Source organism: Pelorhabdus rhamnosifermentans (genome assembly GCF_018835585.1).
In the GTDB taxonomy this organism is placed as follows: Bacteria; Bacillota; Negativicutes; order UMGS1260; family UMGS1260; genus Pelorhabdus; species Pelorhabdus rhamnosifermentans.
The window spans coordinates 179545-204834 of sequence record NZ_JAHGVE010000007.1; the positions used below are offsets into that span (position 1 = coordinate 179545).

Annotated in this window: 24 protein-coding genes, 1 tRNA gene and 2 riboswitches; of the genes, 19 read left to right on the forward strand and 6 right to left on the reverse strand. The window is 40.2% G+C overall.

Going from position 1 to position 25290, the window contains the following annotated elements; translation table 11 throughout:
• Positions 1-10: 10 nt before the first annotated feature.
• On the reverse strand, positions 11-415 hold the full coding sequence (locus Ga0466249_RS10570) for a DUF6173 family protein (protein WP_215829413.1): 405 nt from the start codon (positions 413-415) through the stop codon (positions 11-13).
• Positions 416-1329: 914 nt separating this feature from the next.
• Positions 1330-1545: a hypothetical protein gene (locus tag Ga0466249_RS10575; protein WP_215829414.1), complete on the reverse strand. Its 216-nt coding sequence runs from the start codon at positions 1543-1545 to the stop codon at positions 1330-1332.
• Positions 1546-1848: 303 nt separating this feature from the next.
• Between Ga0466249_RS10575 and Ga0466249_RS10580 the strand changes: the two genes are divergently transcribed.
• The 5 genes from Ga0466249_RS10580 (at position 1849) to Ga0466249_RS10600 (ending at position 5125) form a co-directional block, all read left to right on the forward strand.
• Positions 1849-2457, forward strand: a complete 609-nt coding sequence (locus tag Ga0466249_RS10580; protein WP_215829415.1) for a LysE/ArgO family amino acid transporter — start codon at positions 1849-1851, stop codon at positions 2455-2457.
• A 255-nt stretch (positions 2458-2712) separates the two neighbouring features.
• Positions 2713-3693: a GTP 3',8-cyclase MoaA gene (moaA, locus tag Ga0466249_RS10585; RefSeq protein WP_215829416.1), complete on the forward strand. Its 981-nt coding sequence runs from the start codon at positions 2713-2715 to the stop codon at positions 3691-3693.
• Positions 3693-4184: a cyclic pyranopterin monophosphate synthase MoaC gene (gene moaC, locus Ga0466249_RS10590; protein ID WP_215829417.1), complete on the forward strand. Its 492-nt coding sequence runs from the start codon at positions 3693-3695 to the stop codon at positions 4182-4184. Before moaA ends, moaC begins: the two co-directional genes overlap by 1 nt.
• 7 nt (positions 4185-4191) lie before the next feature.
• On the forward strand, positions 4192-4626 hold the full coding sequence (locus Ga0466249_RS10595) for an MOSC domain-containing protein (protein WP_215829418.1): 435 nt from the start codon (positions 4192-4194) through the stop codon (positions 4624-4626).
• A 37-nt stretch (positions 4627-4663) separates the two neighbouring features.
• Positions 4664-5125, forward strand: a complete 462-nt coding sequence (locus Ga0466249_RS10600) for a DUF8806 domain-containing protein (protein WP_215829419.1) — start codon at positions 4664-4666, stop codon at positions 5123-5125.
• A gap of 155 nt (positions 5126-5280) precedes the next feature.
• Here the strand turns inward: Ga0466249_RS10600 and Ga0466249_RS10605 are convergent, their stop codons facing one another.
• Complete coding sequence (locus tag Ga0466249_RS10605; protein WP_215829420.1) at positions 5281-5928, reverse strand: phospholipase D family nuclease; 648 nt, start codon at positions 5926-5928, stop codon at positions 5281-5283.
• Between the two features lie 273 nt (positions 5929-6201).
• Between Ga0466249_RS10605 and larE the strand changes: the two genes are divergently transcribed.
• From larE to fusA, 14 genes are all read left to right on the forward strand, one after another.
• Positions 6202-7014, forward strand: a complete 813-nt coding sequence (larE, locus tag Ga0466249_RS10610) for an ATP-dependent sacrificial sulfur transferase LarE (protein WP_215829421.1) — start codon at positions 6202-6204, stop codon at positions 7012-7014.
• 46 nt (positions 7015-7060) lie between these two features.
• A riboswitch (SAM riboswitch) is annotated at positions 7061-7160 on the forward strand.
• Between the two features lie 86 nt (positions 7161-7246).
• Positions 7247-7600 carry a YezD family protein gene (locus Ga0466249_RS10615; protein WP_246588624.1) on the forward strand — a complete coding sequence of 118 codons (354 nt, stop codon included), beginning with the start codon at positions 7247-7249 and terminating at the stop codon, positions 7598-7600.
• Positions 7601-7870: 270 nt separating this feature from the next.
• Positions 7871-7977: riboswitch (SAM riboswitch) on the forward strand.
• 71 nt (positions 7978-8048) lie between these two features.
• Positions 8049-8966, forward strand: coding sequence for a homoserine O-acetyltransferase MetA (metA, locus tag Ga0466249_RS10620; RefSeq protein WP_215829423.1), 918 nt, complete (start codon positions 8049-8051; stop codon positions 8964-8966).
• A gap of 22 nt (positions 8967-8988) precedes the next feature.
• Positions 8989-10272 (forward strand): homocysteine synthase, encoded by a 1284-nt coding sequence (locus tag Ga0466249_RS10625; protein WP_215829424.1) that lies wholly within the window; start codon positions 8989-8991, stop codon positions 10270-10272.
• A gap of 218 nt (positions 10273-10490) precedes the next feature.
• A complete protein-coding gene (locus Ga0466249_RS10630) occupies positions 10491-12527 on the forward strand; it encodes a methyl-accepting chemotaxis protein (protein ID WP_246588625.1) in 2037 nt (678 codons plus the stop codon).
• A 286-nt stretch (positions 12528-12813) separates the two neighbouring features.
• Positions 12814-13545 (forward strand): orotidine-5'-phosphate decarboxylase, encoded by a 732-nt coding sequence (gene pyrF / locus Ga0466249_RS10635; RefSeq protein ID WP_215829425.1) that lies wholly within the window; start codon positions 12814-12816, stop codon positions 13543-13545.
• A 43-nt stretch (positions 13546-13588) separates the two neighbouring features.
• A complete protein-coding gene (locus tag Ga0466249_RS10640; RefSeq protein ID WP_215829426.1) occupies positions 13589-14881 on the forward strand; it encodes a dihydroorotase in 1293 nt (430 codons plus the stop codon).
• 15 nt (positions 14882-14896) lie between these two features.
• Positions 14897-16207 carry an MFS transporter gene (locus Ga0466249_RS10645; protein ID WP_215829427.1) on the forward strand — a complete coding sequence of 437 codons (1311 nt, stop codon included), beginning with the start codon at positions 14897-14899 and terminating at the stop codon, positions 16205-16207.
• Positions 16208-16390: 183 nt separating this feature from the next.
• A complete protein-coding gene (locus Ga0466249_RS10650; RefSeq protein WP_215829428.1) occupies positions 16391-17641 on the forward strand; it encodes an aspartate aminotransferase family protein in 1251 nt (416 codons plus the stop codon).
• Positions 17642-17655: 14 nt separating this feature from the next.
• Positions 17656-18093, forward strand: coding sequence for a type II toxin-antitoxin system RatA family toxin (locus tag Ga0466249_RS10655; RefSeq protein WP_215829429.1), 438 nt, complete (start codon positions 17656-17658; stop codon positions 18091-18093).
• A gap of 130 nt (positions 18094-18223) precedes the next feature.
• A complete protein-coding gene (gene htpX / locus Ga0466249_RS10660) occupies positions 18224-19090 on the forward strand; it encodes a zinc metalloprotease HtpX (protein ID WP_215829430.1) in 867 nt (288 codons plus the stop codon).
• A gap of 100 nt (positions 19091-19190) precedes the next feature.
• Positions 19191-19607, forward strand: coding sequence for a nucleoside-diphosphate kinase (gene ndk, locus Ga0466249_RS10665; RefSeq protein ID WP_376769295.1), 417 nt, complete (start codon positions 19191-19193; stop codon positions 19605-19607).
• A gap of 17 nt (positions 19608-19624) precedes the next feature.
• Positions 19625-20128 (forward strand): cob(I)yrinic acid a,c-diamide adenosyltransferase, encoded by a 504-nt coding sequence (locus tag Ga0466249_RS10670; protein ID WP_215829432.1) that lies wholly within the window; start codon positions 19625-19627, stop codon positions 20126-20128.
• A 302-nt stretch (positions 20129-20430) separates the two neighbouring features.
• Positions 20431-22509 (forward strand): elongation factor G, encoded by a 2079-nt coding sequence (gene fusA, locus Ga0466249_RS10675; RefSeq protein ID WP_215829433.1) that lies wholly within the window; start codon positions 20431-20433, stop codon positions 22507-22509.
• Between the two features lie 44 nt (positions 22510-22553).
• Here the strand turns inward: fusA and Ga0466249_RS10680 are convergent, their stop codons facing one another.
• From Ga0466249_RS10680 to Ga0466249_RS10690, 3 genes are all read right to left on the reverse strand, one after another.
• A complete protein-coding gene (locus Ga0466249_RS10680) occupies positions 22554-23237 on the reverse strand; it encodes an N-acetylmuramoyl-L-alanine amidase family protein (protein WP_312889757.1) in 684 nt (227 codons plus the stop codon).
• Positions 23238-23415: 178 nt separating this feature from the next.
• A tRNA-Pro gene (locus tag Ga0466249_RS10685) sits at positions 23416-23492 on the reverse strand.
• Between the two features lie 63 nt (positions 23493-23555).
• The gene (locus tag Ga0466249_RS10690) at positions 23556-25217 is read right to left on the reverse strand and encodes a DUF4127 family protein (RefSeq protein WP_215829435.1); all 1662 of its coding nucleotides are present in this window, start codon (positions 25215-25217) and stop codon (positions 23556-23558) included.
• Positions 25218-25290 lie beyond the last annotated feature (73 nt).

A 25290-nucleotide genomic window follows, 5' to 3' on the forward strand; every position in this document is an offset into this window, starting at 1 on the left:
TTGGGCTTAATTAGTCAACCCTATTTTGCAGGGGCTCTTGATAAAATCCAATTTTAGGTTTCTCTTGTTCGGGATGTTGTCGTTGAATCGCAGTCATTAAAAAACTGATTTGATTTATATGTTGTATCAATTCTACATAGGAGCTATCTGGCAATAACCCTTCAAAACAAATGAGGCTAGGGTCCATGTAGCTAAGTTTTATAACGCTAAATTGAACTGATTGGCCGAAACTAACAAGTCTCATTCCGACTTCATGTTCTTGGTCTAAGGATGCTTCAAATTTTTGTATGCGACTTACTAGTTGATGGAAAATGTTTTTTGCAGTATAGGGCTGATTTACTTCAGTTATCTGTTTTTTAAAATTTGGATTTTTAGGAGTACGACTCGTTTCAGGTACTAAGTCTGTTTGATCCATTTTTATCACCACCTTTAGAAATCATATTCTAATAGAATTCAATAGATTCCAATAAAACGCAGTATAAATACAGCGGTGGATTATGGATTTCAGAAGATTTACTTGGTTATATTGTTAAAGAAGCAAAAGAGATTAATAGGAATGGTTAAAATATCAAACGTCCTCTGGGGCGTTTCTATTTATATCCGGCAGTGATCGCCATAGCACTGACTATTTTGATAGCCGTCCATTTGGGAGGCTAAAAAATAGCAGCCAGTTAAGGCTGCTATAGGCGGGCGTTACATATGATGTTTGTATCGGACCGAAATACGCGATAAACACGTTATTGGCAGGTCCGGCCAAAATGTCTGGGGCTTACCACATATAGATGCTAAACTTTTCTGACTACAGATAAGGCTTTTGTCTTATTTTTTTAGTGAATAGTTGAAATATTTAAAATATTATTGTATGTTATTTATAAGGAATATTTCATATTACACTAAGAAATAGTATAAGGTGGCGTACAGAATGGTTTTGGCATTAGTTTTAGCAATATTATTTGGAACTATAATAAGTTGGTTTTTTGTTAAACCCTATTATTATAAGGAATTTCGACAATGCTCTGAAAAAATTGATAATGATTAAATAACCATACTTGTGAATAAGAACATCCTTCAGCTAATTTGGTTGAAGGATGTTTTTTGTCTTCTTCTTTTGTAAACTTTTCCGCTCTTTCTTCTCCTCTTTGTTACAGAGTATATAGTACCTTCTTTTATCCTTCTAATCCGTTTAGGACATTTAGAGATTATACATAAGTAATCTACATGTAACCAGACTACTTTATACAAACATTTATATAACTATTTTTAAAATAATAGTATTTGAAAGGCGTTTAATAGCCTGTTTTGATCATATATTCAACGATATTACTCATTTCAGATATCTGAAAGGCTTGATTTTATCCTATTAATGATATTATTTTTTGTTTCCTGATTGAAATTTTCCCAATCTTTTTTTGTATATTTAAGTTCGGGATTATATTGCACAAGAATATTTAGAATTTCATCACGGCTTTTTCCAGAATGTGAAACAGCCTCGCCAATTTCACCTACAAGCTGAAACATAATTGCTTTATTAAACTCTAAAATCATTGTAAACACCCCTCTATGCAATTTTAACACAAAAAATGGAAAATGATAAGCCGAATTAAATTGAGCAGTGTTAGCCAAGAAAGATATATAAAAGACCGTCTAAAGACGACCACAGGGAGTTCTACTTCCTTTGATCGTACTTGATTTCGATCCCCCCTGTCGTATTGTTTGATGTTATACAACCAATTATTCTTAAGTGTTTTTAGATTATGCATTAAAAAAAATGCTTGCTATGTTACAATAAAATAAATAACAGATTAATTTCAAGAAGAAGGACTATGAGCAAGATGAGGAGGAAAGTAGATGCAGGCATTTTTTCATGGATTCATTTTATCAATAGGATTGATACTTCCATTAGGGGTACAAAATTTATTTGTGTTTAATCAAGGGGCAACACAAATAAGTTTTTTGAAAGCGCTACCAGTAGTAATTGCTGCATCACTTTGCGACACGTTACTTATTTTAGTGAGCGTTGAGGGTGTTTCTTTGTTGCTTTTAAAATTCGGGTTCTTTAAAATGATTTTAGTAGGAAGTGGAACTATATTTTTGTGTTATATGGGATGGCTTACTTGGAACAATACGAGAGTACAGAGTAATGATCAAACAAGTAAAAATTTTTCAATCAAGCAGCAAATTATTTTTGCAGCTACTGTATCTTTGCTGAACCCTCACGCGGTGCTTGACACGATTGGAGTGATTGGTACAAGCTCGGTTAATTATGAGGGCAAAGATAAGTTTTTATTTACAACAGCTTGTATTCTTGTGTCTTGGTTTTGGTTTTTTTTCTTGGCGGCTCTTGGACGAATATTGGGTAGCCAAAAGTGGTTTACACAAGGAGCTATAGTTATAAATAAGATCTCGGCAGTTTTTATGTGGGGATCAGCATGCTATATGTTATATCATGCTTTGTAGAAAATGTATAAACATAAGGTTAGTTTCTGAATGAGGGGTGCAATAAGAAAATTTTAAGCTTGGATATGATTTATTTAAATCTGGATAGAAGAGTTTCTTGAGTGAATTGTGGCTTGTTGAATTATCTGATAAACTAGATATAAGGCCTGCGTATTTCTCACGTTGAAATAACTTCATTTGTTATTGTAAGTATTTATTTGTAACGGATAAGACATTTTCTTTTATGCAGTATTCAGGAAGGAAGTGGAAAAAATCATGTTAGATAATTATGAAAGAAAAATTAATTATTTACGGATTTCTGTGACGGACCGCTGCAATTTGCGCTGTCGCTACTGTATGCCGGAAGAGGGAATAGAAAATCTTGGTCATTCGAATATTTTGTCACTGGAACAGATTGCACGATTTATTCGTGTAGCGGCGCAACATGGTATTCGTAAGGTTCGATTGACTGGCGGAGAACCGCTTGTACGGAAGAATATAACAAAGCTTATTCAAATGATTTCTCAAATTCATGAGATTGAAGATATTAGTATGACAACGAATGGTGTTCTGTTTCCGCCTATGGCTGAAGCATTGAAGGCAGCTGGTTTGACTCGCGTAAATTTTAGTTTGGACAGCTTGCAAGACGATCAATTTAATTATATTACTAGGCGGGGGCATTTGACGGACGTAGTCACGGCAATCGAAAAAGCATTGCAAATTGGCCTTTCGCCAGTAAAAATCAATATGGTTGTCATGCGGGGCATTAATGAGCAGGAAATTCTTGATTTTGTACAACTAGCTTATGACCGGCCGCTTCATGTACGGTTTATCGAATTTATGCCTATTGGTGAGTTGCCTTTTTTTCAACAACAACGGTTAATGAGTGTTAATGAAGTAAAGGACATTATTGACACTTCTTACGAATTGATCCCGGGGCAGGTTGTGCGGGGGAGTGGTCCGGCTAAATGTTATAACATCAAGAATGGCAAGGGTACGATTGGCTTTATTAGTCCCATGAGTCATTATTTTTGTGCGGAATGTAATCGCATTCGCCTGACTGCCGATGGAAAATTGCGGGGATGTTTGTTTAGCAACCATGAAATTGATCTAAAAGGAGCTTTTAACAGTCCGTCTAGTGAGGAAAAATTAGCTGAATTATTCAAACAGGCCATTTTTGAAAAGCCGCAACGTCATCATTTGTCTGAAGGTTGGGGAATGGATAATAAGCGGAAGATGTATCAGATCGGAGGATAATGATGGAATTTACCCATTTTAATGAAGCAGGCCATGCTCGGATGGTGGATGTCAGTGAGAAAGGGGATACCGTGCGTATCGCGATTGCCCAGGCAATTGTGCATATGAAGCAAACGACTTTAATGGCTATTAAGAGTGGCGGTATAAAAAAAGGTGATGTTCTGGGAGTTGCTCAAGTTGCCGGCATTATGGGCGCCAAGCAGACATCAACACTGATTCCCATGTGCCACCCTCTCATGTTGACGTCTGTAGATATTACCTTTGATATTGACGAAGAAAAGTCATGGATTGTTATTCGGTGTCAAGTGAAAACAACGGGGAAGACGGGTGTGGAAATGGAAGCCATGAGTGGGGTGAGTATTGCCGCACTGACCATTTATGATATGAGTAAAGCCGTAGACCGTTGGATGAGTATTACAGACATTCAACTATTAGAAAAAGCGGGCGGAAAAAGCGGTCATGTCATGAGAGACAAGAATCGGGAGGAGTGAAAAAATAATGGCGAAGGTAATAGCCGTGAATATCAGCGAAGAAAAGGGTGTGCCCAAACATCCTATTGCTAAGGGATATTTTTCAATTGATTGCGGTCTTGAGAGTGATGCACATGCTGGAAAGTGGCACAGGCAAGTTAGCTTATTGGGCAATGAAAGTATTCATAAAATGGAGCAATTAGGATTGGAAAAATTAGAGTCCGGTAGTTTTGCCGAAAATTTGACTACGGAAGGCATTACGTTATTTGAATTACCTGTTGGCACGAAACTCAAGGTTGGCAATGTGTTGATGGAAGTGACTCAGATTGGCAAAGAGTGTCATGCAGGTTGTGCCATACGCCAAAAAACAGGTGACTGTATTATGCCTCGCGAAGGAATTTTTGCGAAAATTCTCACAAATGGTTGGATTAAAGCAGGAGATCTGATCGAAGTGGTCCGTTAGTACTTAGAAGGAATAGTTGGGAAGGGCTGAGTTTAATATGGATATTGTCAAGGTTGAAGAGGCTGTAGGCCATGTCCTATGTCATGATATTACCAAGATTATACCGGGGGAATATAAGGGGAGAGCTTTTAAAAAGGGCCACATTATTACGCCAGATGATATTCCGGAGCTATTGAAATTAGGGAAAGAGCATCTTTATGTCTGGAAAGTGGAAGCCGGACGAATTCATGAAAATGAGGCGGGTCTGCGGTTGGCTCAGGCAGTAAGCGGACAAGGACTGAGATTAACGGAACCGAAAGAAGGCAAAGTGAATTTGGTTGCTGAATATGATGGTTTATCCCTGTCGTTCCTGAGGTCAATGGAAAATGGGAACCCTTGTGTGCCATCTATTCCCGGCGTTGCATTGAGCCCATTGAAGATTGTTTGCGTTCCAATATCAGACAAGTCGTTCAGCTATATCAAAGGGTTAGAGTATGTAAAATTTCAGGTGATAAACTAATCAAATTGGGTGATGTAAAGCAGCTGTTTTTTAATTTAAATACGCCAGAGGATATGGTTGTTGCCCAACAGAAGGTAAAATAAAAACAGGACAGCCAAGACTGTCCTGTTAAGAAAAAAAGTATGATATGACTGCTTTTTTGTAGAAGCTGCTGATTATTTACTATAAGTAGTCGTTGCATCCCAGCGCCATTGCCAATTTTTTATATATTCGGCAGCAAGGGCTTTGTTGCTATGAAGAATTAAGCAGTTTTCAGCATTATTATTTTCGGCACTGGCCGTAAAGTTAAATGATCCTGTAATGACATCTTGGCTATCGATAATCATGACTTTGCTGTGAGCAATCTGAAATTCTGAATCCACTTTCATGGTAATGCCGCTATCCACGAGAGAGTTCAGTAATTCTTTTTCATGCTGGCCGCGGGAGTCTGTTCCTTCAATATTGCTTTTATCGATAATAATGCGTACATCGACGCCGCGTTTTTTTGCATCCATCAGGGCGTTCATAATGGGCTGTGATGTAAAGCTATAAGCTTGAATTTGGATACTGTGCTTGGCCTTAGAAATTTCGTCTACGATCATCGCCGTAATGCCGCCGTGCGGTGAAAAGGCAACATCAATGGTTCCTGTAGCAGAGACGTTATGTACGCCTTTGACTTGCTCAGGCATGGAAGGGGGAGTTTGTTGGGCTGTTTTTGTCTGGGCTGATGTCAGCGGTTTTTGGCTGCAGCCAGCAAAAAAGCCAACTGAAAAGATGGCTAAAACGGCTATCGCTGTGATGAGATGTTTGTGAAAAGATTGCATGGTGTTCCTCCTTAAAATAAAAAATATACTAAATAAATACGATGAAAAGTCATTATACTCCTGCTAAAGGGAAAATTGTGCATCAGTGGTGTATGGAACATATGAAAATAAATGGTCAAAGGCTAAATATTGGAATTGACAAAAGCCTATGGATTGTGCTAAATTTATAACAAATGTTTATATTGTTAGTAGCTGATCAGAAAAACTGAAGGCTAATTATGTCTCTATCAAGGGATGTAGTTAGTCTTTTTTGTTATTTAAAGGAGAATTTATATGGAGATTGTGCAGCAGAAACTCATAAGGCTTAATGAATTACTGCAAAACTTTGAAAGTGTGGTAATTGGTTTTTCCGGCGGTGTGGACAGTACGTTCTTAGCTGCGGCTGCAGCCAAGATTTTAGGTGAGAAAGCCGTCGCTGTGACAGCCTATTCGCCTACATTGCCTGAAAGTGAAAAGCAAGAAACAGTGAAGTTTGCCAAACGAATAGGAATTCGTCATGTTCTTTTAGCTATTAATGAACTCGGTGATGAAAATTTTGTTGTAAATAATGCACAGCGCTGTTATTTTTGTAAAAAGACTCGTTTTAGTGAAATTGCTAGATGGGCGAACAACACGGGTTATGACTGGGTACTTGAAGGATCCAATGCTGATGATGCCGAGGATTTTCGGCCAGGAATGAAAGCTGTTGAAGAACTTAACAAAGTGGCTTCACCACTTCTTGAAGCGGGATTAACAAAAAACGAAATTCGTCAGTTGTCGAAAGAATGGGGACTTCCGACGTGGGATAAACCGAGTGCCGCTTGTTTATCATCCCGCGTAGCTTACGGAGAAAAAATAACGGCAGAACGACTGAGTCAAATTGAGCAGGCTGAGGAATTTATCAAAAGGATTTGTCCCGGTCAAGTCAGGGTCAGACATCATGGCAATTTGGCGCGGATTGAAGTAGATGCCAATCAGATTCACCAATTCAGTCAGATTGAAGTGCGACAAAAGGTTGTTGAACAGCTCAAAAACCTTGGTTTTACTTTTGTTACCTTAGATTTAACTGGTTATTATACAGGCAGCATGAATGCCGCACTCAAATAGTCCAGAGAAAATCGTTTATCCAGTTTAGTCAACTTTTATAGTAAGACTCTTATAAAGAGTGGTCGAGGGACTGGCCCGATGACACCCGGCAACCGGCGCTTGCGCAAGGTGCTAATTCCAACAGGATGATTCCTGGAAGATGAGAGAAGGTGGTTCTTACTAACCCTTTTTCTTATAAAAGGGTTATTTTTTTTACCTCTGTTTTTTTAAAATGATCGAGAGGGGAATGGAAATGTTGGCAAAAAAGCATTCAATTACGTCGGAGGCATTGGAGCAGATTATGGCTATTGTAAAAGATATTGGTCATGGCAATATTACGTTAATGACGCAGAATTTTCGTTTGATTCAAATTGAGCGAAATGAAAAGATCCGTCCGTGCGATTTGGAAACACTGGCCAAGCCGGAAAAAAATATCCGCAGAGGTTGCAATTATGCGGCTGCGAGGGCGGGTATTCTGGAGGCTTGTCAAGCCTTAGAGTTTGGTCAAGTGGTTATTGTCATTAAAGATGGGAAAATCGTCCAAATTGATCGCACGGAAAAACAACGATTTCCTTCACTTGTGGGTCTTAATGGTGATGGCATATAAGAGACAATGATTAATCATGAATTTGGTCCCCAGTTTAATGTGTCAAGCATTGCGCCGGTTTTGAATCAGGCAGTAAGGAACAATTGGAATCAGGTCACAGTATTGGCCTTTCGAAAAAACCAGAAAATTTTCTTGACGGAAAGATTGTAATGGTGTAAGATGATAAAAAAGCAAAAAGTTACTGACTTAGCTGATCAAAAAAATTGAAGGCTAAGCATGAGGATGGGATCCTATGCTTGGCCTTTTCTTTTACAATTGAATAGTCTTGATTTCTTATCTAGAGTGGTGGAGGGACTGGCCCGATGAAACCCGGCAACCGGTATTTATTTAAATATCACGGTGCCAATTCCTGCGATGTTCGCATTGAAAGATGAGAGAGGGTAGTAGTTCATAGAATAGCCTCTTTCAATTGAAAGAGGCTATTCTTTTTAAGAAGGGGTTGGAGCATATGCCAATAAACATACCAAATGATCTTCCGTCAACTGAAGTTTTGAACAATGAAAACATTTTTGTTATTAATGAGGAGCGGGCTTTTCATCAGGATATTCGGCCACTGAATATTATTATTTTAAACCTGATGCCTGACAAAATTACGACTGAAACGCAAATACTAAGGCTCTTAAGTAATTCGCCTTTACAAATCGACATTACATTGCTTTATCCAAAATCACATTCTTCCCGTAATACACCGAAGGCACATTTAGTCAAATATTATGAGCTATTCGAAGACATTCAAGACAAAAAATTCGATGGCATGATTATTACGGGTGCACCTGTTGAACAGATGAATTTTTCTGATGTCGATTATTGGCCAGAACTGATCCAGATTATGGAGTGGAGTCGACTGCATGTCTATTCGACTTTACATATCTGTTGGGCAGCTCAGGCCGGGCTATACTATCATTTTGGTATTCCGAAGTATTTGCTGCCAGAAAAAATATTTGGCGTTTTTCCTCATACAATCAACAAAAAAAATGTACGGTTGATGCGGGGATTTGATGATGTTTTCTTTGTTCCTCATTCGAGACATACAGAAGTTAAAAGGGAGGATATTGAAAAAGTTTCTGAACTAGAAATTTTGTCTGAGTCGAGTGAAGCAGGCGCTTATTTAGTGGCAACAAAAGGTGGCCGCCAAATTTTTGTGACAGGACATTCCGAATATGATCCTCTGACATTAAAAAGAGAGTATGACAGAGATGTATCTAACGGACTTCATATACATGTTCCGCAAAATTATTATCCTGGGGATGATCCTGCAAAACAACCGATTGTAAAGTGGAGGGGGCATGCGAACCTATTATTTTCAAACTGGCTTAATTATTACGTATATCAGGAAACACCATACAATTTAAATGAAATTGGCTAACAATTGAAAGGGAGAGAGTAAAATGAGTGAAAAAAAATTAAGTTTTGAAACATTACAAGTTCATGCCGGTCAGGTACCTGATCCAACAACAGGATCAAGAGCTGTTCCGATTTATCAGACAACATCTTATGTATTTAATGATGCTGAGCACGCTGCAAATCTCTTTCAGTTAAAAGAGAGTGGCAACGTTTATACACGCATTATGAACCCAACGACGGATGTGTTAGAAAAAAGAGTGGCCGAATTAGAGGGCGGCGTCGGTGCACTTGCCACAGCTTCTGGCTTATCTGCTATTTTGTATGCCATTTTGAATGTTGCCAATGCTGGTGATGAAATTGTTGCAGCAAGTACGTTATATGGCGGCACTTATGAATTGTTTACCGTAACCTTACAGAAAATCGGCATTCATGTTGTGCTAGTGAATCCTGATGATCCTGAAAACTTTAGAAAGGCCATTACGGAGAAAACTAAGGCCGTTTATGCCGAAACGATTGGCAATCCGCGTATCAATGTGCTTGATATTGAGGCTGTTGCGAACATTGCCCATGAAAATAAAATTCCTTTTATTATTGATAATACTTTTGGCACGCCCTACCTTGTAAGACCGATTGAATATGGTGCCGATATTGTTGTTCATTCGGCAACGAAATTTATTGGTGGACATGGTTCTACTTTAGGTGGCATTATTGTTGATTCAGGCAATTTTGATTGGATTGCAAGCGGAAAATTTCCTGATTTTACAACGCCAGATAAGAGTTACGGCGGACTAAGGTATGCACAGGATTTAGGTAAGCCCGCCTATATCTTAAAAGCCCGAGTTCAACTGCTCCGTAACATGGGGGCTACGCTGAGTCCGTTTAATGCATTTTTATTGATTCAAGGACTGGAAACGCTTTCTTTACGAATTGAAAGACATGTGGAGAATACACGGAAAATAGCTGAATTCTTAAATAATCATCCAAAGGTTTCTTGGGTGAATTATCCGGAATTAGCAGGCAATCCTTATCATGATCTGGCGAAAAAGTATTTGTCGAAAGGCGCTGGTTCGATCTTTACCTTTGGTATCAAAGGCGGTTTGGAAGCAGGAAAGAAATTTATTAATAGTGTAGAACTCTTTTCTTTACTTGCCAATGTTGGGGATGCAAAATCGCTTGTCATTCATCCGTCAAGCACAACGCATGCAGAGCTCGATGCAGAGGCACAAAAAGCAGCGGGTATTACGCCGGATCTGATTCGGCTGTCTATCGGCATTGAAGGTGTCGATGATTTAATTGCTGATTTAGACCAAGCTCTTGCAAAAGCATAATATTTGAAATAAGGTCAAGGAGACTGCCGGTCTAGTTTGGATGGGCAGTCTTCTTGATTTTTTTGTATCTTGATGGTATCGATACATTGGAATATACTATAGATAGTAGCTATAGTATATTCCAATTTTTTATTACATAGTTTTTGCAATAGCTTTTATGTGTGACATTTTTTTAGAGCTATCATAAGGGAACTTTATAAAAAAGCGAGGTGAGATTTATGAATATGAAAGTACATAGTTTTCAAACAAAGCTGTTACTTGTTTTGTTGCCATTTTTCATTCTATCTTTTGTTATATTATCTGGGAGCAGTTATTATCTTTCTAAAAATTCTCTTATGAAAAGTGCCAATGAGCTAGGCGTGGCTACTGGAACGGATTATGCAAACCAAACGCTGGCCGATATGAATGAAAAGATTGCACAGCTTGAGGACTTGGCGAGTATCCAACGTATCCGAAATGGGAATGATCCGAACCAAATTACACAAGCCATGGCAGAAACCCGGGCAAGGCTGCACGATTTTGATACGATCTTTTTTATCACCCCGGACGGTTCAGGATTTCGCAGTGATGGCAGTAAAGGTCAGTATCAAGATCGCGAGTATTTCCAGCAAGTACTCAAAACAAAAAAATCAACTGTTTCGGATCCTTTGATTTCGCGGACGACAGGAAAAATATCGGTTATTTTGGCTGTGCCTGTTACTTATAATAATCAAGTTACAGGCGTACTTGCTGCAACCTATTCGTTGGAAAAATTATCAGATACACTTAAACAGCTGACATTTAAAGATACGGGTTATGGTTTTATTGTTGATTCCTCAGGATTGCTATTAGCTCACCCTCAATTGCCTGAAACGGTAGGAAAATTGAATTTTATGGAGAAAAAACTGAATTCTGAGTTGAAACTTAAAGATACCGAACTTGACGACCGGCTGATGACTTTGTTCAAATCAACAGTATCTACAGGTAAATCACAGGTGGGAAAATATCAGTTTCAAAACGTCGATATGATTACTACTTTTACACCGATTGCTCTTCCTGGTGATAAACATTGGTTTATTGGTGTTAGCGCACCTGAGACAGAAGTAATGCAGGAAATGACGACATTAACACGGACTATGCTTACTATTTCTTTCTTATTTATTCTTCTCGCCGTTTTCTTTGTCATTATGATGAGCAAGCGTTTTACCAAACCACTGATTCTGATTCGCGACGAATGTCTGCTTTTAACGCAAGGCGATCTTCGTGAACGACAAGTGACAGTACAGTCTGAAGATGAAATTGGTCAGTTAGCCAAGGGATTTCGTGATATGCGTACCCATATTCGTGGCCTTGTGAAAAGTGTCCAATCGCAAGCTGAACAAGTGGCTGCATCAAGTGAGGAACTGACAGCAAGTGCGCAGCAATCAGCCGATGCTGCTAACCAAGTGGCGGGTTCCATTACGGAAATCGCCGCTGGCACGGACAAGCAGGCAGCGGCGGCAAACAATATTTCTTCTGTAGCTGAAGAATTGTCGGTAAGTACGGAGCAGATTGCAACAACAACGCGAGATGTGGCGAATATTGCCCAAAATACATCCCACGAAGCAGCCCAAGGTCGTCAGGCTGTAGAGCAAGCTTTGGCGCAAATGCAACAAATTGGTCAAGGGTCAAAAGCCGTACAAACAGCCATTGCCGAACTGGCAAAAGGTTCACGGGAGATTAGTGAAATCGTTACGCTCATATCTACAATTGCCGGACAGACTAATCTTTTGGCATTAAATGCTGCAATTGAAGCGGCGCGGGCGGGAGAACAGGGACGCGGATTTGCTGTTGTTGCGGAAGAAGTGCGAAAGTTAGCTGAAGAATCCAATGAAGCTGCGCAGCAGATTGGCGAACTCATTAAGCGGAATCAGGTCAATATGGATCAGGCCATTGCTGCAACAGAATTGGGAACAAACAATGTTCAAACAGGGGTGCATGTTGTCAATTTGGCTGGTGAGACATTTAATAAAATTGTGAGCTCTATTATTCAGCTTTCCAGTCAAATCCAGGGGATTTCCGAGTCCATTACTCAGATGGCTGTAGGCAGTCATCATTTAGTTGAATCTATTCATGAAATTGATACTATTGGTAAGCAAGCTTCTGTCGAAGCGCAGACCGTTTCAGCTGCAACAGAAGAACAATCAGCATCCATGCAGGAAATCGCATCCTCAAGTCACAGCTTAGCGCAACTGGCTAGTAATTTGCAAGAAGCCGTAGCGAAATTTAAGTCTTAGGTTTTGTTACAAGTTGAAAGCTTATTGATAATTGTTTCGCTGTTCATGATTTGTAAAAAATATTGACAATGTGATTTGATAAGAGTTACACTTTATAAAAAGTTTAATTTAAGGCAAAGTCGCTTATAAGTTGTCAAAGGCATCTTGATGCTTGGGCAGTAAGTGATTTTGCTTATATTTTTACGTAAAAATGGAACTTTGTACCGTTAGTGAAATAAGCCAAACTTTAAAGGAATGAGTATTACTTTGTGTCTGGGCAATATATTTATCGAAAGGATGGGAAAGAATGCAAACCGCAAAAGATCAACTGATTGTTGCATTAGATCTTCCCACATTAGAGCGTGCCATGAATATGGTAGATACTTTGGGAGATCTTGTAGAGTGTTATCAAGTGAGTATGGAAGCTTTCTATGGTATGGGACATATTTTGTTGGCACAACTTGCCGGACGTGGTAAAAAAATCTTTATGGATTTTAAATTGCATGATATTCCTACGACTGTTGCCAATACTGTTACCACGCTGTGCCAGTTTTCACCGGCCTTTCTTACTTTACATGCTGCTGGCGGGTCAAAGATGCTTGAAGCATCGATTAAAGCCGTAAATGAGTGGGAGGCTCTGTCCAAGCGGCCGCGGCCCAAATTACTAGCAATTACAGTACTCACGAGTATTGGTGAGCGTGATTGGATGGAAATTGGTCATCAAAGCCCAATTCGCGAATCTGTCTTACGTATGTCAGTTATGTGTAAGGAGGAGGGCTTGGATGGTGTTGTGTCATCTCCACGTGAAGCTGCAGCCATTCGTGCCTTATGTGGACCTGATTTTTTAATTGTTACACCAGGTATTCGATTGTCTCCTGAACAAAATGCCGATCAGATGAGAACGGCGACACCTGCACAGGCACTCAAGGTGGGAGCAAACTATTTAGTCGTGGGTCGGCCCATTGTATCAGCTTCTGATCCTTGTACAGTAACAACAGAAATATTACAGGATATGAAACAGTATATTGAAAAGAAATGATCGTTTTTATGTAAATTAGTCGTGATCAGGGAGGTGATGAAAATTGATCAAAGAATTTGGCAAAATCGGGGCCTCATCTTGGCTGCTGAAAAAGGGTAGAGTCATTGATCCGGCACAAAATAGGGATGAACAGGCGGATGTCTTGATTTCAGATGGTAAAATAATTGCAATTGGAGCGGGTTTGACTGATAGTCGGGCGCAAGTTGTGGATTGCAGGGAGTTATGGGTTGTTCCTGGACTCATTGATGTGCATTGTCATTTGCGTGATCCTGGTTTTGAACATAAAGAGACGATGGAATCAGGTACGAAAGCGGCTGCACGTGGTGGATTTACCACAATTGTGGCCATGGCAAATGTCAACCCTGTTCCAGATAATCTGAATACGTACTATAAGATACAAAAGCTAATTGAAAAAAAGGCAGTAATTCGTGTCATTCAAGCAGCAAGTGTGACAAAAGATTTAAAAGGCCGCGATTTGAGTGATATGGCTTCACTTGTTGCTGCAGGAGTTAAAATTTTTACTGATGATGGACAGTACATTGAACGTGCTTCTGTTTTATATCAAGCATTGCATTTAGCGAATAAGCTGGATGCAGTGGTTATGTTGCATGAGGAAGACACCTCTTTGAAGCTCTATTGGCCGACGGCCTATGAACCTGTTAATGAAACGGCCGCCATTGCCCGTGATCTTGAAATATTACGCGCTACTGGAGGCAAATTGCATTTTCAACACTTAAGTACGGCGAAAAGCGTCGAACTGATTCGTAGGGCGAAAAAAGCGGGACTTTGTGTGACTGCTGAAGTTTGTCCGCATCATTTAACCTTGTCAGTAGATGAGATCTCATGTTATGGAACAAATGCCAAAATGGCACCCCCGTTGCGGACGATCCTAGACCAGGAAGCGTTAATCCAAGGACTTAATGATGGAACGATTGATTTCATTGCGACCGATCATGCCCCCCATGCACTGGATGATAAGAATGTACCATTTGATTTGGCTGCTAACGGTATTGTTGGTTTGGAAACAGCCTTGCCTGTCTTATTGACGAAACTTGTTCATGGTAGGGGGTTATCACCAGCTTGGCTCATCAAACGCATGAGTTATTTGCCGGCTAAAATTTTTGGACTTCCAGGGGGTACCTTGACTGTCGGATCTGAGGCAGATATTTGCGTTATTGATCCTCGTGTGAAGTGGAAAATTGACAGCTCACGTTTTCTATCGAAAGGACGGAATACGCCTTATCATGGTACTAGGGTGCAAGGCGATGTGAGGTTTACTTTTGTTGGCGGTAGAAAGGTATATAGCGGCCTTGAATCGTTATCTTATTTATATTAGCAGGAGGAGAAGTCAATGATTGATGTACCAGACAGACAGAACCTATTTTCAGGAGACGATCCGGCAACATGGAAACGCCGAATGACCATTTTGTATGCTTCCGTAGCTGGTTATGCAATGGATGGATTGGACATGCTTATTTTGTCTTTCGTTATGACAGCCATTCTGAGTGAGTTCGGTATTTCCATGACAGAAGGTGGACTTATTGCTACTTATACGTTAGTTGGTGCTGTTATTGGCGGCTATATATTCGGCATTATGGCTGACTATAAAGGCCGCGTGAAGGTCTTTACCTTAACGATTCTCATTTTTTCTCTCTTTACAGGATTATGTGCCATTGCCACATCACTACAGGAATTGAACATTTTTCGGTTCTTAGCTGGTTTAGGTTTAGGTGGCGAATATGGTATTGGCATGACACTTGTAGCGGAAACGTGGCCATCCAATAAAAGAGCGAGGGCTTCGGCTGGAGTCGCCATTGGTTGGCAACTCGGCGCGGTTCTTGCTGCGCTTATGGCCGCTGCTGTTGTACCTTATTTTGGTTGGCGTGGTTTGTTTGCTGTTGGCGTATTCCCAGCACTATTTGCGGCTTGGTTCCGGAAGGGATTGGCTGAACCGGATATTTGGATTAATCGCAAGTTTATGAAGCAAAGCATTCATGAAAAAATTGCCACAGGTCAAGCTCTTACGGCAGATGAACGAGAATTTTGGAATACAACGAATAAATTTCCTTTAAAGCAACTCTTTACAGGAAAGAAAAAAATGATTATTACTTTTGCTTTGACTGTAATGACAAGTGTCCAGAACTTTGGTTACTACGGCATTATGATTTGGTTACCGACCTTATTAATGAAGAAACATAACTTAACATTAAACAAAACGACAACCTGGATGGTTGCCACTGTTATTGGTATGGTTATTGGTATTTATTTGTTTGGCTATTTTGCAGATCGTGTCGGAAGAAGACCTGCTTATATTACTTTTTATATTTGTTCAGCAGCAGCTGTTTGGTTTTATTCCAATTTAGATGATCCCATTGCGCTATTAATTGGTGGAGCCATTCTTGGCTTTTTTTGCAATGGTATGATGGCAGGCTACGGGGCGTTGCTTTCGGAAAATTATACAACTGACGCGCGGTCAACGGCCCAAAATTTTATCTTTAATTCAGGACGGGCTGTTGGTGGATTGGCACCGGTCATAATTGGTATGTTGGCAGAACGATACACTTTAAATGGTGCTCTTATTGTTCTAGCATTTATTTATCTTGCTGCAGCTGTGAATGTGTTTTTCTTAGTCCCGGAAACAAAGGGTTTACAGCTAGAATAGAAACATAGCGTACGATTAAAAATATAATAAAAAGCACGGCTTTTTGCTGACTAAAATAGCAAAAAGCCGTGCTTTCTTTCTATGGTAAAGAAAATCTAATGTATAAGGCAGGATTTTGGTCCCTGTCAGTAGTAAATAGAAATATATGTAAGCCATTCGAGCGCATTCAAGGAGGGATAGACATTGGAAACGGAGTGTGTTGATGAGACAATTTCAAATTATGAACAGTTTATTAATCCTGCATTAGTGAGATTATTTCGTCTTATGGGACTATCAACACTGGAATGGACGGCCTCAGGCAGCGTTATTACGGATAACAGTGGGAAAGAATATATTGATTGCTTAGGTGGTTATGGCGTGTTTAGTTTGGGGCATCGTCATCCTGCTGTGATCCAAGCTGTGAAAGAGCAACTTGAATTGATGCCCTTATCAAGTAAAGTGTTTTTTAGCAAACCCTTGTCTGATGCTGCTGCTGCTTTGGCACGGGTCACGCCAGGAAATTTACAGTATTCTTTTTTTGTTAATAGTGGTGCAGAGGCAGTTGAAGGTGCGTTGAAATTGGCACGCATTGCAACAGGTCGAAAAAAAATTATTGCAGCGAAGAATTCATTTCATGGTAAAAGTATGGGGGCTTTAAGTGCTACAGGTAGGGATTTATTTCGCAATCCTTTTTTACCCCTTTTGCAAGACTTTATTCATGTTCCGTTTGGTGATATAAGCGAGCTGCGTAACGTTTTAGATGAGAAAACAGCGGCTGTTATCTTAGAACCTCTCCAAGGCGAAGGGGGGATTATTGTTCCACCTGATGATTATTTGCCTGCCGTTCGAGCCCTGTGTGATCAAGTAGGCGCCCTCTTCATTTGTGATGAAGTACAAACAGGGTTTGGGCGGACGGGTGCCATGTTCGCTGTCGATCATTATGGTGTTGTTCCGGACATTATAACAACAGCAAAGGCTCTTGGTGGCGGTGTCATGCCTATCGGGGCCTTTACAGCTACAGCCAAGGTGTGGGAACCTTATATTGAAAGTCCCTTTTTACATACCTCAACATTTGGAGGCAATCCCCTTGCTACTGCTGCAGCTGTGGCGGCGATTAAGGTAGTTGAAGAGGAAGGACTTGTCGAACAAAGTTCAGTTAAAGGGGAAAAACTATTAGGAAAGCTTCGTTTTTTAGCTCAAGCTTATCCTGAAGTCATTCGCGAAGTGCGTGGCAAGGGCCTGATGATTGGCATTGAATTTACCAAAGAAGGTGTTGGCGGTTTTGTCATGGCGAAGCTCATTGAACAAGGAATTCTTGCCGCTTATACGTTGAATAATCCGAAGGTTCTGCGCATGGAACCGCCTCTTATTATTCAGGCAGATCAACTCGAACAAGTCATGGCTGCATTAACAACTTCAGTGGCTGAAGCGCAAAGTATGATCGAAGATTTATAAGGGAGTGAAATGATATGCCTTATGTGGAAGTAAGTACACAAGTTGCTGGTTCTTGTGCTGAAGTTTATCCGATTTTAAAAGCCATGGAGAAATATCCAGACTTTATGCAGGATCTTGTTAGCGTAACGGTGCTTGAACGCCAAGGACAGACGACAATTACTCATTGGATTTCTAAAGTAGATGGAAGAATGATAAAATGGACGGAACGCGATGTTTTTGATGATGAGCGTTATCATATTTCCTACAGCCAGATTGATGGCGATCTCAAAAAATTTGAAGGCGAATGGATTTTAACGCCTGCAGAACAAGGGACAGAAATCAAGCTGACCGTTGATTTTGAATTTGGTATTCCCATGATTGCCGGGCTGTTACATCCCTTACTGAAACGAAAAGTGAAAGAAAACAGTATGCATATGCTTGAAGCTATTCAAGAACGTTTAAAGCAGTTGTAGAACCTTAAAAGGTCAGTTGTTTTCCCTCTGATTTCAGTATATAATGATTGTTAGATAAAATTGTTTTTTTGATTTTTATATGCTGTTTCATTGTATTCAATCATTTAAAAATATTGGAGGAAAATCAACCATGAATAATCTCAAAACTGTAGTTTTACTTGCCACGCTTACGGGGTTGTTAATGGCCGTCGGGTCCCTGTTTGGTGGGCGATCAGGCATGACGATGATGTTTGTCATATCGATGTTAATGAATTTTGCCAGCTATTGGTATAGTGATAAGATTGTTCTTAGCATGTATGGTGCTCGTGAAGTGACAGTGAATGATGCGGCGGATTTAATTCGTATTGTTGCTGGTTTGGCGCAAAAAGCAAATTTGCCTATGCCGAAGGTATATATTATGGATACCGACGTTCCTAATGCATTTGCAACAGGCCGTGATCCGGAGCATTCAGCTGTTGCTGTTACAACAGGAATTATGCGTGCTTTGAGTTTGAGTGAACTTGAAGGGGTATTAGCGCATGAATTGGCTCATGTAAAGCATCGTGATACACTTATTAGCACGATCGTTGCGTCAGTAGCAGGCGTCATTACGATGATTGCCAATATTGCACAATGGACGGCTATGTTTGGATTTGGCCGCAGTGATGATGATAACAATGGAATTTCCGGTATTGTGGAGTTTGTGTTTTTAATTGTCCTGGCCCCATTGGCAGCTACGCTGATTCAACTGGGTATTTCACGCTCACGCGAGTATCTTGCTGACGAAACGGGTGGGACAATTTCAGGTAACCCCTTGGAACTTGCTAAAGCACTGGAAAAAATCGAGTATTTTGCGCATCAAAGTGTCCTACCTGAAGCAACGCCTGCCACTTCTCATATGTTTATTATTAATCCTTTGAGTGGAACTCGTGGTTTTATGATGAATTTGTTTAGTACCCATCCGTCCACAAAGCAGCGTATTGCCCGCCTGGAAGAACAGGCACGCCATATGAAATAGTATAGTAGATGTATTCTTCGATTATTTCAGGCTCAAACTATATTTAAATCCTATTAGCCTCAAAAGTTTAAAAAATGTCATAACGTAAAGGATGAGTACGATGGAAAAAACATTGGTGCTTGTGAAACCTGATGGAGTTGAACGGCATCTAATTGGGGAAATTATTGGTCGTATCGAAAGACGCGGTCTTAAGATTAAAGCACTGAAAATGCTTGTTCTAAGTGCCAAACAGGCTCAGGCGCATTATGCAGAACATGAAGGCAAGAGCTTTTTTGATGATCTTGTTGCTTTTATTACGTCTGGTCCAGTTGTAGCTATGATTGTTGAGGGGAATGAGGCTGTGAAGGTTGTCCGGTCTATGATGGGAACGACAAATCCTGTTGAAAGTGCACCAGGAACGATTCGCGGTGATTTTGCTACAAATATTGCGCATAATATCATTCACGGTTCTGATAGTGTGGCAAGCGCCGAACGTGAAATAGGCATTTATTTTACGGATCAGGAGAAATTCGGGTGACAGGGGGAGAAAGTTGAATGAAGGTCTATACGAAGACAGGTGATAAAGGTACAACGGGGCTTTATACAGGTGAGAGAATTGCGAAAGATAGCTTGCGCGTAGAAGCCTATGGCACAGTAGATGAAATTACATCTGTTTTGGGTTTGGCGCGTAGTCAATGCCAAAATTCTTCTGTCGTAAGCACTATTTATGATGTGCAAAAGCTGCTCATGTCTGTTATGGCACAACTAGCGAGCTTAGGTGAATGTCATTATATTACGAATGAGCACATTAAATTGTTAGAAAAGACAATCGATGATATTGATGCTAAACTGCCGCCGCTAACAGCGTTTCTCATTCCAGGTGATTCCATTGGATCAGCCTGTTTGGATCAAGCCCGGACGGTAACGCGACGTGCAGAACGGCAGGTACTGCGTTTATCACACGAAGAAGTTGTGGACGAATCGTTGCTAGTATTTTTAAACCGTTTATCTGATTTATGTTTTGTACTAAGTAGAATGGAAAATTTTCAAGAAGGATAAACAAAAGGCACAAAATCCCCCTGAACAACATAGAATGATTAAGAGCGACTGCTAAGGGGGAGATTGTCTTGAAACTTAGGGTCTATGTCATGACTGTGCCGAAAGCTTTGCGTAAATTTTTCCATCTTTTTCATTCGAAAACTTAATAACCTTTATGAATAAGACCGTCTTGTGATGGTCTTATTTTTAATTTAAAAAATAATCAAAATAAAGGGAAAAGTCTAATATACATAGAATTGATTTACAAATAAAGTCATTGTAATTGCTATGAAGTATTCATACCTATGGAGGAGGACTGTCAGATGAAGGAGTACAAAAGTGGCTTTCTGAGAAATGTTGGCATTGTATCTCATAGTGGGGCAGGGAAAACATCATTGGTTGAAGCTTGTTTGTATCAGTCGGGAACAGTAAATCGTTTAGGCAGAGTGGATGATGGAACAACAACGACTGATTTTGAACCGGAAGAATTAAAACGAAAAATTACGATTAGTACAGGGATAGCATTCTGTGAGTGGCTAGAGCATAAGGTGAATTTGCTTGATACACCAGGTTATGCTGATTTCATTGGCGAAGTACAAGGGGCTTTGCGTGCTGCTGACTCTGCCGTTTTAACGATTTGTGCTTCATCAGGTATTGAAGTAGAAACGGAAAAGTCTTGGGAGTTGATTCAGAACTTAGTTATGCCGCATCTGCTATTTATTAATAAATTAGATCGTGAGAATGCGGATTTTTTTACTGTCGTTGATGCTTGTCGCGAAAAATTTGGGAATTCGGCTGTGCCATTGCAGATACCTATTGGGCAAGCTGAAGAATTTCGGGGGATCGTAGATTTAGTTGAGCAAAAAGCTTATATTTATGATAAAAAAAGTTTGGGTAAAAAAGTGGAAGAAGTGCCTATTCCAGCAGAAATTTTAGAACAAATGGAGTTTTATCGTCAGATGATGATTGAATCGGTCATTGAAAATGATGATTATTTACTTGCAAAATACTTGGAAGGGGAAACAGTTACTGAGGAGGAAATTAAGCGTACGATTTCTCAAGGCGTAGTAACTGCACAAATTAGCCCGATCCTATGTGGATCGGCTCTCTGGAATATGGGGACACGCGAATTGCTAGATGCTTTAGTATCCTATTTTCCTTCACCTGATGAGCAAGCTGTGAAGGGGACCTCTTTAGATAAAGCGGTCGATCTTATGCGGAAAGTCAGCGATCCCTTCTCGGCGTTCATTTTTAAGACTACAGCGGATCCTTTTGTGGGGCGCTTGAGTTATGTACGTGTTTTTTCAGGGAATTTAAAACAAGATGCCGCCGTGCTTAATGCGACTAAAAACAAAGTGGAAAAGGTTGGACATGTCTTTTCATTGCGCGGCAAGCAGCAAAGTTCTTTGTCAAGTGTCATAGCAGGTGATATTGCCGTTATTTCGAAAATGGCAGAAGCTAGTACAGGAGATACGCTTTGTGATAAAGAACGGCCTATTGTGTATCCTTCTCTTGACTATCCTGTGCCGATGTATGCCATGCGTTTGGATATTAAAAAAGGCGAAGAAGACAAAGTCAATAATGCGTTATTACGCCTGCAAGATGAAGATCCAACTTTCCAGATGGTAAAAGATACGGAAAATCATCAGCTCATTGTTCGTGGATTAGGTGAAATTCATCTAGATATTATGATGGAAAAAATGCAGCGTAAATTTGGTGTTGCGGCGACATTAGAGTTACCTAAGGTTCCTTATCGTGAGACCATTCGTAGTCAAGTGAAGGTAGAAGGAAAACATAAGAAACAAAGTGGCGGTCATGGTCAGTATGGCCATGTGTGGCTACAAATTGATCCCTTGCCAGCGGGTGAAAAATTTGAATTCGTTGATGCCATTTTTGGGGGGGCTGTTCCTAAACAGTATATTCCAGCTGTTGAGAAAGGTGTCCGTGAAGCCTTGCAAACAGGCGTTTTAGCAGGGTACCCTCTTGTTGATGTAAAAGTTACTTTAACAGATGGTTCTTATCATGCCGTTGATTCTTCTGAAATGGCGTTTAAGACGGCCAGCAGTATAGCGTTGAGAAAAGGTGTTATGCAGGCTAATCCGATTTTGCTGGAACCAATCTATAAGGTTGAGGTAAAAGTTCCTGAATCTCTTATGGGGGATGTTGTGAGCACTTTAAATAGTAAACGAGGTAGAATTTTGGGTATGGCACCAACTGAAAAAGGTTGGGGCAAAGTGGCAGCTCATGTTCCTTTAGCTGAATTATTCCATTTTCCCGTTGATTTGCGTTCTCTATCGCAAGGTTGGGGGAGTTTTATACAAAAATTTGTTCGCTATGAAGAAGTTCCGGAAAAAGTAGCCGATGCTATTATTGCTAGTCATAAAGAGGCTAAAATTAATTGAGAGGCTAAAAAAAGAGCTCACACTCTGTGCAAGCTCTTTTTTTGTTACGATGGATTATTCATATAGTAGTTTAAAATGCCTTGTACGATGGCATCAGATAGTTCATATTGATAATGCGGGTCAAGAAGTAATTCTTTTTCTTTGGGATTGGTCAGATAGCCTAATTCAATCAGAGCGGTAGGCACCGTGTTTCGACGTAATACAAAATAATCGGCTTTAGTGGCTTTTCTCGTTGCTTTTTTTAATGCATTGAGGGCTTTTTGTAACTGGTCTGCAAGCAATTTGCTTTGCGACGATTGGGCTGCATAAAATACCTCAGCTCCCTGGCTTTTAGGCGATGGACTGACATTAGCGTGAATGCTAATAAAAAGATCAGCCTGATGTTCTTCCACAAGTTCGACGCGTGCGGCTAAATCGCGCCGCCACCGTCCTTGGATTAGCTGGTTATCGCAATCATCACTAAGGTCACTATCGACGGTACGCGATAGAATAACTTTGGCCTGATGATGTTCTAGATTGTTTTTAACTAAGATGGCAACAGCTAAATTTATATCCTTTTCCAAGATACCGGGTCGATTTGCCCCCGAATCAACACCGCCGTGTCCAGCATCTACGATGATAACTTTTCCTGACAACGTGTCGTCATTCATGGAATTTGATACAAGGAATGTCAGTAAAAATAGGGGGATAAAGGCCAGAAATAAGTTTTTTTTTGAAAGAAAAATCACTTTCAAGGTGCAGTCTCTCCTTTCCCTGATCATTTTTATGCAGAGAAAAGAGAAGTTAGAAGGTTATCAAACACGGGATTTGTGATATTAACTTGGAACAGGAGGACAGTGAAAGTTTTAAAGACCAAAATAAAAAAAGTTCTAAGCTAAAGCTTAGAACTTTTTTTGTTTTGGTCTTTGGTCGGGGCGACAGGATTCGAACCTGCGGCCTTACGGTCCCGAACCGTACGCGCTACCAAACTGCGCTACGCCCCGCAACGTATTTTAGTATACTGCTTTCTCTTTTTCTTGTCAACATAAATGATGATAAAAGGGTATTCATTCCATGAGAGAAAAGACAGGTTGAACTTTAATTTCGAAAGTGCGTTCCCAAGGAAGAGAACTATTTACTGCAAAAGAATTGATTTTATAAGTGCGTGTACCCAAGGGATCTGTAAGGTTTATGGTCTGGTTTTTCATAGTTTGCTGAAAGAGGGTCTTGCTTTTTGTTGTTAAAAAGAGTTGAATAATATCGGCCGTTTCTTGGTAATGGGAAGCAGGAAGATTGTAGGGATTGGCATTCATATTTTCTACACGCCGATTAATCCACGGCTGAATCTCTTTTTGATAGTAGTAGTCATCTAAAAAACGACTGAATAAAAAATTTAGTTGGGCTTCATCGTGTTGTTTGATCTGATCCGGTGGTTCAAACCCACTTGTTGCAAACATTCCTTGTGTGACAGCCGTACCGATGGAATTGCTTGTTGTATTCCAACCGGAATAGGCGGCAAGTTCATGGATAGGCACTTTTTCTTGAATAAGTGTTGGCAATAAACTTTGTTCAGCAAGAAAATTCTCGGATAGATCGACTATGGCTACGGCATAGCCACGCAACATAAAATCTTTGACTTCGAGGGCTGCTTTTGTTAAGCTTTGTTCAGTAGTGTATTTGTTACCAATATGTACATATAAGATGAAATTGGCCTCATCTGGGGATGATACTTCTTGTCCCCCAATCATGGCGATTTTTTCGTTGACAGTAGTGCGCACAGATTGAGCCATATAAGGCATAATAACAGCAGGTGCTGCATCGTTAGAATAGGTAACATATACGCAAGGGGGCCGATTAGTTGCACTTGTTGCAATACGCGATAAGAGATTGAGGGCAATTTCATCAGCGCCGCGTGTGATAATGACGCGACTTTCCAAGGCAGCTTTTTGATTTACGAGGTGTTGCAATTTTTCCTTAATGAGATTAGGTATACCAAATGAATGGCCGTCGTCTTGTCCGATGATTAAATTAGTTAAGGTGCCTTGTTCTGTTAACTTTATCAGTCTTTTACTGATATCCAGACTTTGCTCATATAGGGCTTCATATTCTTCAATGACATCATTAGGTACGCGGGAACGAATATCAAGGATTTTTTTATAATCCAGAGGATTTTCAAAGACTGCTACTTCGTTTTTTAAAATGGAATATTCTAACAAATCTTTTCTGTAAATGGCATTAGGACTGCTGTCAGCAATGAGTAATCGTGGGATAATATTAAAGGCGTAAAGTGGAACATGGGGATTCTCAGTATGAATCTTTTGTAAAAGGTCGAGCGTTTCCTGGATATCTTGTGATGTACCTTGAGCAAGACGTGAGGACAATAAGCCACCGTGAATCAGCATATCTACCGAGATGATGGCAGCATTGGCTTGGGAAATGTTTTCTTTGAGCCATAGACGAAGGGCCTGCTTGTCAGAAGGATTACGGAAATGGTCTAATAGTTCTTCAGGGGGTAAAAGGACTTGAATGTGAGCAATACGTCCCAATTCTTTAACAAATTGCGTGCAGGGAGGGCGGCTGTCAAGGGGCATGACAAGAATCGTTAGCCATGGTGATTGTAGTGGCGGCTCGGAGCTAATCACAGTAGGCGGAGCTTGCATAGGTTTAAAAAAGAGATAGAGAAAAATGAGTACGATAGCTATGATAAATAATCGGATACGTTGCTTCATAATTCACCTCAGGGAAGTTAGTTGCAGATTGTTACTATATATTTTACAATTATAAAAGGTATAAGGTCAATGA

Excerpts from the sequence above, each read along its gene's own strand:
- Ga0466249_RS10690 (WP_215829435.1), bottom strand. The coding sequence starts at position 25,217 with ATGAAGCAACGTATCCGATTATTTATCATAGCTATCGTACTCATTTTT.
- Ga0466249_RS10670 (WP_215829432.1), top strand. The coding sequence starts at position 19,625 with ATGAAGGTCTATACGAAGACAGGTGATAAAGGTACAACGGGGCTTTAT.
- Ga0466249_RS10625 (WP_215829424.1), top strand. The coding sequence starts at position 8,989 with ATGAGTGAAAAAAAATTAAGTTTTGAAACATTACAAGTTCATGCCGGT.
- moaA (WP_215829416.1), top strand. The coding sequence starts at position 2,713 with ATGTTAGATAATTATGAAAGAAAAATTAATTATTTACGGATTTCTGTG.
- metA (WP_215829423.1), top strand. The coding sequence starts at position 8,049 with ATGCCAATAAACATACCAAATGATCTTCCGTCAACTGAAGTTTTGAAC.
- pyrF (WP_215829425.1), top strand. The coding sequence starts at position 12,814 with ATGCAAACCGCAAAAGATCAACTGATTGTTGCATTAGATCTTCCCACA.
- Ga0466249_RS10605 (WP_215829420.1), bottom strand. The coding sequence starts at position 5,928 with ATGCAATCTTTTCACAAACATCTCATCACAGCGATAGCCGTTTTAGCC.
- Ga0466249_RS10575 (WP_215829414.1), bottom strand. The coding sequence starts at position 1,545 with ATGATTTTAGAGTTTAATAAAGCAATTATGTTTCAGCTTGTAGGTGAA.
- Ga0466249_RS10655 (WP_215829429.1), top strand. The coding sequence starts at position 17,656 with ATGCCTTATGTGGAAGTAAGTACACAAGTTGCTGGTTCTTGTGCTGAA.
- Ga0466249_RS10615 (WP_246588624.1), top strand. The coding sequence starts at position 7,247 with ATGTTGGCAAAAAAGCATTCAATTACGTCGGAGGCATTGGAGCAGATT.
- ndk (WP_376769295.1), top strand. The coding sequence starts at position 19,191 with ATGGAAAAAACATTGGTGCTTGTGAAACCTGATGGAGTTGAACGGCAT.
- larE (WP_215829421.1), top strand. The coding sequence starts at position 6,202 with ATGGAGATTGTGCAGCAGAAACTCATAAGGCTTAATGAATTACTGCAA.
- Ga0466249_RS10645 (WP_215829427.1), top strand. The coding sequence starts at position 14,897 with ATGATTGATGTACCAGACAGACAGAACCTATTTTCAGGAGACGATCCG.
- Ga0466249_RS10600 (WP_215829419.1), top strand. The coding sequence starts at position 4,664 with ATGGATATTGTCAAGGTTGAAGAGGCTGTAGGCCATGTCCTATGTCAT.
- Ga0466249_RS10595 (WP_215829418.1), top strand. The coding sequence starts at position 4,192 with ATGGCGAAGGTAATAGCCGTGAATATCAGCGAAGAAAAGGGTGTGCCC.
- htpX (WP_215829430.1), top strand. The coding sequence starts at position 18,224 with ATGAATAATCTCAAAACTGTAGTTTTACTTGCCACGCTTACGGGGTTG.
- Ga0466249_RS10580 (WP_215829415.1), top strand. The coding sequence starts at position 1,849 with ATGCAGGCATTTTTTCATGGATTCATTTTATCAATAGGATTGATACTT.
- Ga0466249_RS10570 (WP_215829413.1), bottom strand. The coding sequence starts at position 415 with ATGGATCAAACAGACTTAGTACCTGAAACGAGTCGTACTCCTAAAAAT.
- Ga0466249_RS10630 (WP_246588625.1), top strand. The coding sequence starts at position 10,491 with ATGAATATGAAAGTACATAGTTTTCAAACAAAGCTGTTACTTGTTTTG.
- moaC (WP_215829417.1), top strand. The coding sequence starts at position 3,693 with ATGATGGAATTTACCCATTTTAATGAAGCAGGCCATGCTCGGATGGTG.
- fusA (WP_215829433.1), top strand. The coding sequence starts at position 20,431 with ATGAAGGAGTACAAAAGTGGCTTTCTGAGAAATGTTGGCATTGTATCT.